A 12,861-nucleotide genomic window follows, 5' to 3' on the forward strand; every position below is an offset into this window, starting at 1 on the left:
TCATAGCTCGGACGTAGTATTTCCTGGCGCCCGTGTGACGCTTGGGGCCTCTGCCGGCTCCCCCACCGTGTTCGATCAGGGAGGACGACCGTGTCAGCACCAGCACGTGCCACGCCGTCGGTGAAAGAGACCACCTCGAAGAGACCGCGCGGCACTCTGTACCGCGGTCGCGAGGGCATGTGGTCATGGGTCCTGCATCGCATCACGGGTGTGGCGATCTTCTTCTTCCTCCTCGTGCACATCCTCGACACGGCACTCATCCGCGTGTCCCCCGAGGCGTACGACGCGGTGATCGGCACCTACAAGAACCCGATCATGGGCCTCGGCGAGGTCGCCCTCGTCGGCGCGATCGCGTACCACGCCTTCAACGGTCTGCGCATCATCCTCGTCGACTTCTGGCCGTGGGCCACGCGTCACCAGCGTCAGCTCTGGTGGGGTGTCCTGGGCCTCTGGGTCGTCACGATGCTCGGCTTCACCCCGCGCCACCTCATCAACGTCTTCAGCGCCGTCACCGGGAGCCACTGATGTCCGTCGCCCAGGAAGCCAGCACGATCCCCGCCCCGCGCACGCCCAGCGTGCGCAAGAAGGGCTCCAACCTCGAGAAGTGGGGATGGATCTACATGCGCGCCTCCGGCGTGCTGTTGATCGTCCTCATCTTCGGCCACCTGTTCGTCAACCTGATGACGAACGAGGGCATCCACCAGATCGACTTCGCGTTCGTCGCCGGCAAGCTCGCCTCGCCCTTCTGGCAGTGGTGGGACGTGCTCATGCTGTGGCTCGCCCTCATCCACGGCGCGAACGGCATGCGCACGATCGTGAACGACTACGTGACGAACGCCACGGTCCGCAAGGTCCTCGTGTGGTCGCTGTGGCTGTCCGCCGGATTCCTCATCCTGCTCGGCACGCTCGTCGTCTTCACCTTCGACCCCTGCCTCGGTGTCACCGAGAGCAGCTCCCTGTGGGACGTGTGCCAAGCGGCGTGAGCCCGTGGCATCCCTTCTTTCCCCTGACAGCAGAGGTATCGCACACGTGAGCACTCAGACTTCTTCGGACTCCGTCGTCAAGGACGGCGTCCACTACCACCAGTTCGACGTCGTCATCGTCGGCGCGGGCGGCGCGGGTATGCGCGCGGCCATCGAGGCCGGTCCCGGCGCGAAGACCGCCGTCATCTCGAAGCTCTACCCGACCCGCTCGCACACCGGTGCTGCGCAGGGCGGTATGGCGGCGGCCCTGGCCAACGTCGAAGAGGACTCGTGGGAGTGGCACACCTTCGACACCATCAAGGGCGGCGACTACCTCGTCGATCAGGATGCCGCGGAGATCCTCGCCAAAGAGGCCATCGACGCCGTCATCGACCTCGAGAACATGGGCCTGCCGTTCAACCGCACGCCCGAGGGCAAGATCGACCAGCGTCGCTTCGGTGGGCACACCGCCGACCACGGCAAGACGCCCGTGCGCCGCGCGTGCTACGCCGCCGACCGCACGGGCCACATGATCCTGCAGACGCTGTTCCAGAACTGCGTGAAGCTCGGCATCAACTTCTTCAACGAGTTCTACGTGCTCGACCTCATCACGGTGAAGGATGCCGCGGGTGGGACCCAGGTCGCCGGCGTCGTCGCGTACGACCTCGCCACGGGCGAGCTGCACGTCTTCCAGTCGAAGGCCGTGATCTTCGCCACCGGCGGCTTCGGCAAGATCTTCAAGACCACCTCGAACGCCCACACCCTCACCGGTGACGGCGTCGGCATCGTGTGGCGCAAGGGCCTGCCGCTGGAGGACATGGAGTTCTTCCAGTTCCACCCGACCGGCCTCGCCGGGCTCGGCATCCTTCTCACCGAAGGTGCCCGCGGCGAGGGCGCGATCCTGCGCAACGCCAGCGGTGAGCGCTTCATGGAGCGCTACGCCCCCACGATCAAAGACCTCGCGCCCCGCGACATCGTCGCGCGGTGCATGGTGCAGGAAGTCGCCGAGGGGCGCGGCGCCGGCCCCCACCGCGACTACGTGCTGCTGGACTGCACGCACCTGGGTGCCGAGGTGCTCGAGACCAAGCTCCCCGACATCACCGAGTTCGCCCGCACCTACCTCGGTGTCGACCCGGTCGTCGAGCCGGTGCCGGTCATGCCGACCGCGCACTACGCGATGGGCGGCATCCCGACCAACATCAAGGCCGAGGTGCTCGCCGACAACGACACCGTCGTGCCGGGCCTCTACGCCGCCGGTGAGTGCGCGTGCGTGTCGGTGCACGGCTCGAACCGCCTCGGCACCAACTCGCTGCTCGACATCAACGTCTTCGGCAAGCGCGCCGGCCGCAACGCGGTCGAGTACGTCAAGACCGCCGACTTCGTGCCCCTGCCCGAAGACCCGGCCGCCGAGGTGCGCGGGATGATCGAGGGCCTGCGCAACAACAGCGGCACCGAGCGCATCGCCGTGCTCCGCAAGACGCTGCAGGACGAGATGGACAAGGGCGCGCAGGTCTTCCGCACGCACGAGTCGCTCGCCCACGTCATGGATGTGATCGCGGACCTGCGCGAGCGCTACAAGAACATCCATGTCGACGACAAGGGCAAGCGCTTCAACACCGACCTGCTCGAAGCCGTCGAGCTGGGCTTCCTGCTCGATCTCGCCGAGGTCGTCGTGTACTCGGCGCAGAACCGCGAAGAGAGCCGTGGCGGTCACATGCGCGACGACTTCCCCACGCGCGACGACGAGAAGTACATGCAGCACACCATGGCGTACCTGTCGGGCGACCCCCACTCGTCGCACCCCGCCGATCACATCGAGCTCGGCTGGAAGCCCGTGGTGTTCACCAAGAACGAGGCTGGGGAGCTGCGCTACCCGCCGCTGGAGAGGAAGTACTGAGATGGCATCCACCGCCCTTCGACAGGCTCAGGGACCGGAGACCTCAGCGGACACCTCGGACGAGGTCGAGCAGACTCCTGAGGACACCGGCATCCAGTCGTTCCTCGTCACCTTCAACATCCGTCGTTTCGACCCCGAGGTCGACGACGAGCCCCGCTGGGTCGACTACGACGTCGAGCTGTACTCGACCGACCGAGTGCTCGACGCCCTCCACAAGATCAAGTGGGAGGTCGACGGTTCGCTGTCGTTCCGCCGCTCGTGCGCGCACGGCATCTGCGGTTCGGATGCCATGCGCATCAACGGTCGCAACCGCCTGGCGTGCAAGACGCTGATCAAGGATCTCGACATCTCGCAGCCGATCTACGTCGAGGCGATCAAGGGCCTGCCGCTCGAGAAGGACCTCATCGTCGACATGGAGCCGTTCTTCGCTTCCTACCGCGAGGTGCAGCCCTTCCTCATCTCGAACTCGAAGCCCGAGCCCGGCAAGGAGCGCATCCAGTCGATCGTCGACCGCGAGGTCTTCGACGACACGACCAAGTGCATCCTCTGCGCCGCGTGCACCTCGTCGTGCCCCGTGTTCTGGACCGACGGGCAGTACTTCGGCCCCGCGGCGATCGTGAACGCGCACCGCTTCATCTTCGACTCGCGCGACGACGCGGGCGACGTGCGCCTCGACATCCTCAACGACAAAGAGGGCGTGTGGCGCTGCCGCACCACCTTCAACTGCACCGAGGCGTGCCCCCGCGGCATCGAGGTCACCAAGGCCATCGCCGAGGTCAAGCAGGCCGTCCTTCGCGGCGGTCGCTGATCCCTCCCTCTTCGAACGGCGGGTGCGCTCCGGCGCCCCGCCGTTCGGCGTCTGCGGGCCCGACCCCGCGGCATCCATTCATTAGGCTCGACGCGTGACCGACAGCCGCCACGACCCGCGCCCGCTCCCCGCGGCCGGCGAAGAGGAGCGCACGCTGCGCGACCGCTTCGACGCGGCTCAGCTGGCGGTGCGGGAGCGCCTCGACGAACCGCTCGCACGGGCGGCCAAGGTCGTGCAGTGGTTCCCGATCCGGGTCTGGCGGCACTTCCTCCAGCACAACGGTTTCCTGCTCGCCGCGGGGATGAGCTACCAGGGGCTGTTCGCCGTCTTCTCCGCGCTGTACCTGTCGTTCGCGGCGGTGGGGATCTGGCTGGGCGGAAGCAAGGCTGCGATCGACGGGCTCATCGGCATCATCAACAGCTACATCCCGGGGCTCATCAGCAAGAACGGCCTGGTGCAGCCCGACAAGGTCGAGGCCGTCGCGCAGGAGAGCGGGAAGCTGCTCGGCATCACGGGTGCCGTCGCAGCGATCGTCGTCATCTGGACGGCGATCGGGTTCGTGACCTTCACCCGCCGCGCGGTACGCGACACGTTCGGCCTCCCCTTCGACATGCGCAACTACGCGCTGTTGAAGGCCCGTGACTTCGTCGCATCGCTGTTGTTCGGGCTCGCGCTCCTGGTCGGCGCCCTGCTCGGCTCCATCACCACCGGCGCCGTCGACCTCGTGTTCGGCATCCTCGGGTGGGATCGCGAGACACCCGGGTGGACGATCGGTGCGCGGGCCATCTCGACCCTGGTGGCGTTCGGGGTGAACACCGTGGCGCTCGCCGCGCTCTTCCGCTTCCTGACCGGGACGAGCCTGAGCTGGCGGCGGGCCTGGCCGGGCGCACTCGTGGGCGCCGGCGGAATGGTCGTCCTGCAGATCGGTGCGGGATTCCTCCTCGTGTACACCCCGACGAACCCCCTCCTCGGAACGTTCGCCGCCCTCATCGGTTTCCTCCTCTGGTTCCGCCTCATCGGAATCGTCATCCTCGTGTCGGCCGCCTGGATCGCCGTCGCGGCGGGCGACCGTGACGTGCCCCTGCGTTCGCCGGAGGACAGGCTCGCGATGGAGCAGGCGGCTCTCGTCATCGCCGCGCAGGTGGGGGTGCGCGAGGCCGAGCGAGCGGCCGCGACCGCCCGCTGGCCGTGGCGCTGGCGCGCACGCCGACGGGTCGCCGCGGCCCGGAGGAATCTCGCTCAGGCGCAGGCCGCCGTTCCCGCTCCCCGCCGCACGTCGCTCCTCCCCGACTGACCGGGCCGATGTCGGAAGCCCCCGTTAGGCTCGTGGGGTGGCTCGTTCCGTACGCATCGTCTCGATCAACGTCAATGGCATCCGTGCCGCCGTCCGTAAGGGCATGACCGAATGGCTCGAAGCCTCGGGCGCCGACATCGTCGCCCTGCAAGAGGTGCGCGCCACCGCCGACCAGCTCTCGGAGGCCCTCCCCGGGTGGGAGATCGTCAACGACGAGGCGCTGCAGAAGGGCCGCGCGGGCGTCGCGATCATCAGCCGGCTCCCCGGCGTCGACACCCGCACGCACCTCGGCCCCGAGCCTCTCGACGCGTCCGGCCGTTGGATCGAGACCGACTTCGACATCGACGGCGAGACCATCACGATCGTCAGCGCCTACGTGCACAGCGGTGAGGTCGACACCCCCAAACAAGACGCGAAGTGGTTGTTCCTGGATGCCATGGAGCAGCGTCTCCAGACCCTCAAGGCCGAGCGCGAGCTCGCTCTCGTCACGGGCGACCTGAACGTGGGGCACCGCGAGCTCGACATCAAGAATTGGCGCGGCAACCGTAAGAACGCGGGCTTCCTCCCGCGCGAACGTGCGTACTTCGACCGCTTCTTCGGGCCCGCCGGCGAGAAGGTCGAGGGAGTCGACGGCTCCGTCGGTACCGGCCTCGGCTGGATCGACGTCGGGCGCCGACAGATGGGCGAGGTCGAGGGACCGTACACGTTCTGGTCGATGCGCGGGAAGGCGTTCGACACCGACAGCGGATGGCGCATCGACTACCACGTCGCGACGCCCGCGCTGGCGGAGCGGGTGACCGAGTACCGCGTGGATCGAGCGCCCTCTTACGACACGCGCTGGAGCGACCACGCCCCGGTGATCGTGGACTACGCGCTCGGGCGCTGAGGGCGGGTCCGCGGCCAGGCCGCGGGAGCGGGGTGCGGCACCCTGTGCTGGTGTCCGCGTCCAGGGCACGGGGGCGGAGTCTTGCGCGCGGTGCTGCGGCCCTCGCCACGATGCTCACCGCAGGGTCCGGGCGCGGCGTGCCCGACGCCTAGGATCGAGGGGTGACTCAGCAGCGCCTCTACTCCGGAATGCAGCCCTCCGCCGACAGCCTTCAGATCGGCAACTACATCGGTGCGCTGCTGCAGTGGCGTCAGCTTCAGGACGAGTACGACGCCTTCTTCTCGGTCGTCGACCTGCACGCCCTCACGCAGCCGGGCGACCCCGCCGAGCGTCGCGAAAAGACCCGCCGCACGGCCGCTCAGTACATCGCCGCGGGCATCGAGCCGTCGCGCTCGACGCTCTACGTCCAGTCGCACGTCCCCGCGCACGCGGAGCTGCAGTGGGTGCTCTCGACCATGACCGGGTTCGGCGAGGCCGGGCGCATGACGCAGTTCAAGGACAAGTCGGCACGCTACGGAGCGGATGCCACCAACGTCGGCCTCTTCACGTACCCGGTCCTCATGGCCGCCGACATCCTGCTGTACCAGACCGACGTCGTGCCGGTCGGCGACGACCAGAAGCAGCACATCGAACTCACCCGCGACCTCGCCGAACGTTTCAACAAGAGCTTCGGCGAGACCTTCACGATGCCGAAGCCGATGATCCAGCGCGAAACGGCCCGCATCTACGACCTGCAGAACCCCACCTCCAAGATGTCGAAGTCGGCCGAGTCCGACGCCGGCGTGCTGTGGATGCTCGACGAGCCGAAGGTCAGCGCGAAGAAGATCATGCGGGCGGTCACCGACTCGGAGGGGTCCGTGCGCTTCGACCGCGACGAGAAGCCGGGTGTCTCCAACCTCCTCGTGATCTACTCCGCCCTCACCGGCCGCGACATCACCGCGATCGAGGACGAGTACGCGGGCCGTGGTTACGGCGACTTCAAGAAGGGTCTCGCCGAGGTCGTGGTGAACGAGTTCGAGCCGGTGCGCGAGCGTGCGCTCGAGCTCCTCGCCGACCCCGCCGAGCTCGACCGCGTGCTCGCGACGAACGCCGAGCGGGCGGCATCCGTCGCCGAGAAGACCCTCGCCGACGTCTACGACCGCATCGGGCTCCTGCGCCGAGGCTGAACGAGAGGTCTGCCGCGCAGCGGATTCGGAAACGGGCAGCAGATCCGGATGCCAGGGCTCACCGTCGTCCGAATCCGCGACGCATCTCCGAATCCAGCGCCCCCTGCCTCGACGAACCGAGACGCAGCGCACCGACGCAAGGGTCGTGACGATGTCGGAGACCCATGGCAGCATGGGCGCATGCCGGAGATGCCTGAGGTCGAGGGGCTCGTGGGGTTCCTGCGCGGCCGTGTCACGGGGCTGCACGTGTCGAAGGCAACCGTGTCGGCGATCAATGCGCTGAAGACCTACGACCCGCCTTTGACGGCTCTGGTGGGCTCGGCCGTCACCGCCGTCGACCGGCACGGCAAGTTCGTCGACGTTTCGACCGACGCGGGAGTGCACCTGGTCTTCCACCTCGCGAAGGCGGGGTGGCTGCGCTGGTACAACGCGTTGCCGTCCACGATCATCAAGCCCGGGAAGACCCCGATCGCCCTGCGCGTCGGCTTCGACGACGGCTCGGGCTTCGACCTCACCGAGGCCGGCACGAAGAAGTCGCTCGCCGTCTATGCGGTGCGCACCCCCGACGAGGTGCCCGGCATCGCGCGGCTCGGTCCCGACCCGCTGAGCGACGGCTTCGACCGCGCCGCGTTCGGCGCGCTGCTCACCGGACGCCGCACGCAGATCAAGGGCGTGCTGCGCGATCAGTCGATCATCGCCGGGGTCGGCAACGCGTACTCCGACGAGATCCTGCACGCTGCGAAGATGTCTCCATACGCCCTCGCCGCGACGCTCACCGACGACGAGGTCGACCGGCTCTTCCGCGCGATGGTCGAGACGCTCACCGAGGCGATCGACGAAGCGCGCGGCAAACCGCCGGCGGAGCTGAAGGATGCGAAGAGGCGCGGCATGCGCGTGCACGGACGACGTGGTGAGGCGTGTCCCGTCTGCGGCGACGAGGTGCGCAGCGTGTTCTTCGCCGACAACTCGCTCGAGTACTGCCCGACGTGCCAGACCGGCGGCAAGCTGCTGGCCGACCGGCGGCTGTCGCGGCTTCTGAAATAGCGCGCGGCCGGCGCCTTCGTGTCAATCCATGTCGGGGAATGAAACCGGCCACACTACGTTGACTACACTTCGAAGTGCAAACAACGTGCTCCGGGGTCGGTGAGAATCCGAACCGGCGGTGACAGTCCGCGAACCCCTCCGCCTGTGCGGTGGGGCCGATCCGGTGGAATTCCGGGACCGACGGTGATGCGACGGGAAACCGACGCTAGTCCGGATAGGAGGCAGCACGGACGGCGCATCGCGCCTTCCCGCTGGCCCTGCCCCGACGCCGCGGGAAGGACAGGGAAATGGCATCCGCCGTCGAGATCGACGCCATGCGGCGAGCGCTGGAGCTCGCCCGGCGCGGCCCGCGCGGGCTCAACCCGCAGGTCGGCGCGGTCATCCTCTCCCCGACCGGCGAGATCCTCGCCGAGGGGTACCACCGCGGCGCAGGGACTTCGCACGCCGAGGTCGACGCCCTCTCGCAGCTCCCGCCCGGCGCGGCCCGCGGCACGACGGCGGTCGTGACCCTCGAGCCCTGCAACCACACCGGGCGCACCGGCCCGTGCGCCGTCGCGCTCATCGAAGCCGGCGTCGACCGTGTGGTCTTCGCTCTCGATGACCCCACCGCGGCGGCCTCCGGTGGAGCCGACCGGCTGCGCGCCGCCGGTGTCGACGTCGAACGCGGCGTCGAGAAGGACGCCGCGGAGCAACTGATTCACGACTGGGTCGCCCTGCAGCGCACCGGTCGCCCGCACGTCACCGTCAAGTGGGCGCAGAGCCTCGATGGCCGTGCCGCCGCCGACGACGGGACGAGCCAGTGGATCACCGGTCCGGACGCACGTCGCGACGTGCACTCCCGCCGGGCGGGCGCGGATGCGATCGTGGCCGGCACCGGAACCGTGCGCGCCGACGACCCGGCTCTGACCGCGCGGGATGAAGACGGTAAGCCGCTCGCGGCCCAGCCCGTGCCTGTCATCATCGGCGAGAGCGAGACGGCTCCGGATGCCGCCGTCCGTCGGCATCCGCGAGAGCCCCTGTTCTTCGCGACGCACGACCTGCAGACCGTCCTCGCCGAGCTCGCCGGCCAGGGCATCCAGCGCGTCTTCGTCGAGGGCGGGCCGACGCTCGCGAGCGCCTTCATCCGCGACGGCCTCGCCGACGAGCTGCTGGTCTACGTCGCGCCCGTGCTGCTCGGCGGCTCGCGCCTCGCCCTGGGCGACGTGGGTGTCCCCACCATCGACGCCGCCCGGCGCCTGGTCGTGGCATCCGTTCAGAACCTCGGCGACGATCTGCTGATCGTCGCCCACCCCACCACCCGAACGCAGGGAGATCACTGATGTTCACCGGAATCGTCGAAGAGATGGGCGCCATCACCGCGGTCGAACCGTCGGGCGACGGCGTGCGCGTGACCGTGCGCGCTCCCCTCTCGGTCTCGGATGCCGGCCACGGCGACTCGATCTCGGTCAGCGGCGTGTGCCTCACCGTCGTCGACCAGGGCGAGGACTGGTTCACCGCCGACGTGATGAAGCAGACGCTCGACATGTCGACGCTCGCCGACGTCGCACCGGGTCGCCCCGTGAACCTGGAGCGCGCGACGGCGGCGCACGGGCGCCTCGGCGGTCACATCGTGCAGGGCCACATCGACGGCACCGGCGTGGTGCGCGAGGTGCGTCCGGGCGCGCAGTGGAGCGTCGTGCGCATCGGCATCCCGAAGCACCTGGCTCCCCTCGTCGTCGACAAGGGATCGATCGCGATCGACGGCGTCTCGCTGACCGTGAGCGCCGTGAGCGATGCCCACGAGGCGGAGCAGTGGCTCGAGGTGTCGCTCATCCCCGAGACGCTCGCCGCGACAACCCTCGGCGAAGCGGTGGCCGGCACCCCGGTCAACCTCGAGACCGACATCCTCGCGCGCCACGTACAGCGCATGCTCGCCTTCCGTGCATCTGAGAACCCCGCGGCTGACGCCGCATCGACCGAGAGGGGCTCCGCATGAGCCTGTCCACCATCCCCGAGGCCCTGGAGGCCCTGCGCGCCGGACGGCCGATCCTGGTCGCCGACGACGAGAACCGCGAGAACGAGGGCGACGTCATCCTGTCGGCCGCGCTCGCGACCCCCGAAGTCCTGGCCTGGACCGTCCGCTGGTCCAGCGGGTACGTCTGCGCGCCCATGCCCGCCGAGTGGGCGGACCGCCTCGACCTGCCGCCCATGGTCGCGGTCAACGAGGACGCGCGCGGCACCGCGTACACCGTGAGCGTCGACGCCGCGTCGGGTGTGACGACCGGCATCAGCGCCGCCGACCGCGCTCGCACGCTCAACGTCCTCGCCGACCCCGAGTCGGTGCCGACGAGCGTCATCCGCCCCGGCCACATCCTCCCGCTGCGCGCCGTCGACGGCGGCGTCCGCGAGCGGGCCGGCCACACCGAGGCGGCGGTCGACCTCATGAAGCTCGCGGGCCTCGAGCCGGTCGCCGCCATCGCCGAGGTCGTCGCCGAAGACGGCAGCATGATGCGCCTGCCCGGACTCTTCGAACTCGGCGAGCGCGACGGCATCCCGGTCATCACGATCGAGCAGCTCATCGGCTACCTCAACGAGACCGAGCCGCTCGATGCCGCGCCCGCGCCCCGCCGGCGGGTGAGCCTGCGCGCCGAGTCGAACGTGCCCACCACGCACGGCGTCTTCCGCTTCCTCGCGTACAAGGACCGCGTCACCGGGACCGACCACATCGCGGTCGTCTCAGGTGAGCTGGGCACGGAGGCCCCACTCGTCCGCGTGCACTCCGAGTGCCTGACCGGTGAGGCGTTCGGCTCACTGAAGTGCGAATGCGGCCCCCAGCTCGACGCGGCACTCGACCGCATCGACAAGGACGGCGGCATCGTCATCTACATGCGCGGCCACGAGGGGCGCGGCATCGGCCTCATCAACAAGCTGCGGGCCTACAACCTGCAGGAGCGCGGCCTCGACACCGTGGATGCCAACCTCGCCCTCGGCCTTCCCGCCGACGCGCGCGACTACGCCGCCGCGGCCGGCATCCTGGCCGACCTCGGTGTCGAACAGGTGCGCCTGTTGACGAACAACACCGACAAGGTGAACCAGCTGCGCGGCTTCGGCCTCGACGTCGTCGAGCAGGTTCCGCTCCTCGTGGGCGTCGGCCCGAACAACCACCAGTACCTCGAGACGAAGCGCGACCGGATGGGTCACATCATCGCCGAGGACGACCTGCGCGACGCCCTCGCGCACATGAAGGAAGAGGACGCCTGATGGCTGGTAGTGGAGCACCCGAGACCGGCGGCGTCGACGCGTCGGGCCTGAACGTCGTCGTCATCGCCGGCACCTGGCACGAGGTCATCACCGACGGCCTGATCGCCGGGGCGAAGAGGGTCCTGGATGCCACGGGTGCCACGTACCGCGTCGTGCGCGTTCCGGGGTCCTTCGAGCTGCCGGTCGCCGCGAAGGCCGCGTTCGACGGCGGGGCGGATGCCGTCGTCGCCCTCGGCGTGATCATCCGGGGCGGGACGCCGCACTTCGAGTTCGTCTCATCGGCTGCGACCGACGGCCTCACCCGCATCGCGCTCGACGCGGGCAAGCCCGTGGGCTTCGGCGTGCTGACCCTCGACGACGAGCAACAAGGCCTCGACCGCGCCGGCCTGGAGGGGTCGAAGGAAGACAAGGGCGAAGAGGCCGCGGACGCGGCGATCCGTACCGCGCTGGTCCTGCGGGAGCTGCGCGGCTGATTTCGCGTGGGGGGCGGACTCTTCGACAGGATCAGGGACCGTCCTTCCAGCCCCACCGCCGGGGCACGCTCCCTCACCCGCCCTGACGATGGACCGGGGCCACGGGAAGTGGGGTGCCCGACGGCGACACTGGAGCCGTGCCCGCCCCCTCCCGTGCCCCCGTACTCCATGTCATCCTCCGAACCACTCCGAGTGAGAATCGCAAGAACCGTCCCGCGTGGTACAGCAAGGGCCGGTGTATTGCGTCGGTGTTCGCAGCGGCCGACCACGCGCGAGCGACGGGCATCGACGTCCGAGTGACCGTCGCCGTCGACGTCTCGTCTGGACTCGCCTTCCCCGGTTCCGTCCCCCGACTCCTGCGTCGCGCGGACGGGTTCCTCATCGTGCGCGGAGGCACCGCCGCGAAGTCGTGGCGCCCCGTCATCCGCGCCGTCCGATCGAGAATTCGGCCCGATGACGACGACCTCGTCTACTTCGTCGAAGACGACCACCTCCATCGACCGGAGGCTCTCCGACTGCTGGTCGATGGCACCGCCGACTACCGATTGCTGTACGCCCTCGCCTCGGAGCACGGCACCATCAGCCCGTTGCGCCCCGGATGGGCCCACGTCCCGGGGGGTACCTCGAGTTTCGCCGTGACCGGCCGGGCATTCCGGGAGGACGCCACGCGCCATCTGTGGATGTCGTGCGGCGGCGGTGCCTGGGATGAACTCTCCTGGAGGGCTCTGGGATCCCATGTCTCGAAGCCCGGGCTGACCTACGTCCTCGCTCCGTTCCACCCGACCCCGAAATGGCCACGCCCGTGGGGACTGCGCCCCCTCCGGCACGCGACGTTCCGGCTCCTCTGTCTCCTTCTCGCGCGCGGACGTCGGCGCTCCATCGAGCTGCGCCTGCCGATCCAGGTCACGCACTGCGAACAGGGGATGCTCGCGGGAGACACCGATTGGGCGAGCGTCGCCCTCTCGATGGACACGCAGCCGGATGCCGAGCCCGCGCCCGCTCACGTCTCGGACGTGATCAGAAGGATCCTTCCGTCCACGCGACGACGCGACACGCGCGCATTTCTCGCCGCGCTGGGCTGAACGTCGTCG

13 protein-coding genes are annotated in these 12,861 nt (G+C 69.2%); all 13 read left to right on the forward strand.

The features are described 5' to 3' along the window. Nucleotides 1-90: 90 nt before the first annotated feature. Entirely contained in the window at nt 91-525 is a 435-nt protein-coding gene (sdhC, locus tag AB0O24_RS06405) for a succinate dehydrogenase, cytochrome b556 subunit (protein ID WP_013583715.1), read from the forward strand. Continuing rightward, a complete protein-coding gene (locus AB0O24_RS06410) occupies nt 525-983 on the forward strand; it encodes a succinate dehydrogenase hydrophobic membrane anchor subunit (RefSeq protein ID WP_275798372.1) in 459 nt (152 codons plus the stop codon). The genes sdhC and AB0O24_RS06410 overlap by 1 nt, the downstream gene beginning before the upstream one ends. A 46-nt stretch (nt 984-1,029) precedes the next feature. Further along, nucleotides 1,030-2,859: a succinate dehydrogenase flavoprotein subunit gene (gene sdhA / locus AB0O24_RS06415; RefSeq protein ID WP_275798374.1), complete on the forward strand. Its 1,830-nt coding sequence runs from the start codon at nt 1,030-1,032 to the stop codon at nt 2,857-2,859. A gap of 1 nt (nt 2,860) precedes the next feature. Then, the gene (locus AB0O24_RS06420; RefSeq protein ID WP_275798376.1) at nt 2,861-3,667 is read left to right on the forward strand and encodes a succinate dehydrogenase iron-sulfur subunit; all 807 of its coding nucleotides are present in this window, start codon (nt 2,861-2,863) and stop codon (nt 3,665-3,667) included. Nucleotides 3,668-3,761: 94 nt separating this feature from the next. After that, nucleotides 3,762-4,961, forward strand: a complete 1,200-nt coding sequence (locus AB0O24_RS06425) for a YihY/virulence factor BrkB family protein (RefSeq protein ID WP_275798378.1) — start codon at nt 3,762-3,764, stop codon at nt 4,959-4,961. 37 nt (nt 4,962-4,998) lie between these two features. Next, nucleotides 4,999-5,847 (forward strand): exodeoxyribonuclease III, encoded by an 849-nt coding sequence (locus AB0O24_RS06430; RefSeq protein WP_363373450.1) that lies wholly within the window; start codon nt 4,999-5,001, stop codon nt 5,845-5,847. 161 nt (nt 5,848-6,008) lie between these two features. Continuing rightward, on the forward strand, nt 6,009-7,013 hold the full coding sequence (trpS, locus tag AB0O24_RS06435) for a tryptophan--tRNA ligase (protein ID WP_275798382.1): 1,005 nt from the start codon (nt 6,009-6,011) through the stop codon (nt 7,011-7,013). A 180-nt stretch (nt 7,014-7,193) separates the two neighbouring features. Further along, nucleotides 7,194-8,057: a DNA-formamidopyrimidine glycosylase family protein gene (locus tag AB0O24_RS06440; RefSeq protein WP_275798384.1), complete on the forward strand. Its 864-nt coding sequence runs from the start codon at nt 7,194-7,196 to the stop codon at nt 8,055-8,057. A gap of 287 nt (nt 8,058-8,344) precedes the next feature. After that, nucleotides 8,345-9,376: a bifunctional diaminohydroxyphosphoribosylaminopyrimidine deaminase/5-amino-6-(5-phosphoribosylamino)uracil reductase RibD gene (gene ribD / locus AB0O24_RS06445; RefSeq protein ID WP_363373454.1), complete on the forward strand. Its 1,032-nt coding sequence runs from the start codon at nt 8,345-8,347 to the stop codon at nt 9,374-9,376. Further along, on the forward strand, nt 9,376-10,032 hold the full coding sequence (locus AB0O24_RS06450) for a riboflavin synthase (protein WP_275798703.1): 657 nt from the start codon (nt 9,376-9,378) through the stop codon (nt 10,030-10,032). The genes ribD and AB0O24_RS06450 overlap by 1 nt, the downstream gene beginning before the upstream one ends. Next, nucleotides 10,029-11,297 (forward strand): GTP cyclohydrolase II, encoded by a 1,269-nt coding sequence (gene ribA / locus AB0O24_RS06455; protein WP_363373457.1) that lies wholly within the window; start codon nt 10,029-10,031, stop codon nt 11,295-11,297. The genes AB0O24_RS06450 and ribA overlap by 4 nt, the downstream gene beginning before the upstream one ends. Next, complete coding sequence (gene ribH / locus AB0O24_RS06460) at nt 11,297-11,770, forward strand: 6,7-dimethyl-8-ribityllumazine synthase (protein WP_275798699.1); 474 nt, start codon at nt 11,297-11,299, stop codon at nt 11,768-11,770. Before ribA ends, ribH begins: the two co-directional genes overlap by 1 nt. A gap of 137 nt (nt 11,771-11,907) precedes the next feature. After that, the gene (locus AB0O24_RS06465; protein WP_275798697.1) at nt 11,908-12,852 is read left to right on the forward strand and encodes a hypothetical protein; all 945 of its coding nucleotides are present in this window, start codon (nt 11,908-11,910) and stop codon (nt 12,850-12,852) included. Nucleotides 12,853-12,861 lie beyond the last annotated feature (9 nt).

This window comes from Microbacterium sp. NPDC086615 (genome assembly GCF_040686055.1).
Taxonomy (GTDB): domain Bacteria; phylum Actinomycetota; class Actinomycetes; order Actinomycetales; family Microbacteriaceae; genus Microbacterium.

What these genes read in the sequence shown, in the direction of transcription:
- AB0O24_RS06410 (WP_275798372.1), top strand. Translation starts at nt 525, where the DNA reads ATGTCCGTCGCCCAGGAAGCCAGCACGATCCCCGCCCCGCGCACGCCC.
- AB0O24_RS06420 (WP_275798376.1), top strand. Translation starts at nt 2,861, where the DNA reads ATGGCATCCACCGCCCTTCGACAGGCTCAGGGACCGGAGACCTCAGCG.
- AB0O24_RS06440 (WP_275798384.1), top strand. Translation starts at nt 7,194, where the DNA reads ATGCCGGAGATGCCTGAGGTCGAGGGGCTCGTGGGGTTCCTGCGCGGC.
- ribD (WP_363373454.1), top strand. Translation starts at nt 8,345, where the DNA reads ATGGCATCCGCCGTCGAGATCGACGCCATGCGGCGAGCGCTGGAGCTC.
- AB0O24_RS06450 (WP_275798703.1), top strand. Translation starts at nt 9,376, where the DNA reads ATGTTCACCGGAATCGTCGAAGAGATGGGCGCCATCACCGCGGTCGAA.
- ribA (WP_363373457.1), top strand. Translation starts at nt 10,029, where the DNA reads ATGAGCCTGTCCACCATCCCCGAGGCCCTGGAGGCCCTGCGCGCCGGA.
- ribH (WP_275798699.1), top strand. Translation starts at nt 11,297, where the DNA reads ATGGCTGGTAGTGGAGCACCCGAGACCGGCGGCGTCGACGCGTCGGGC.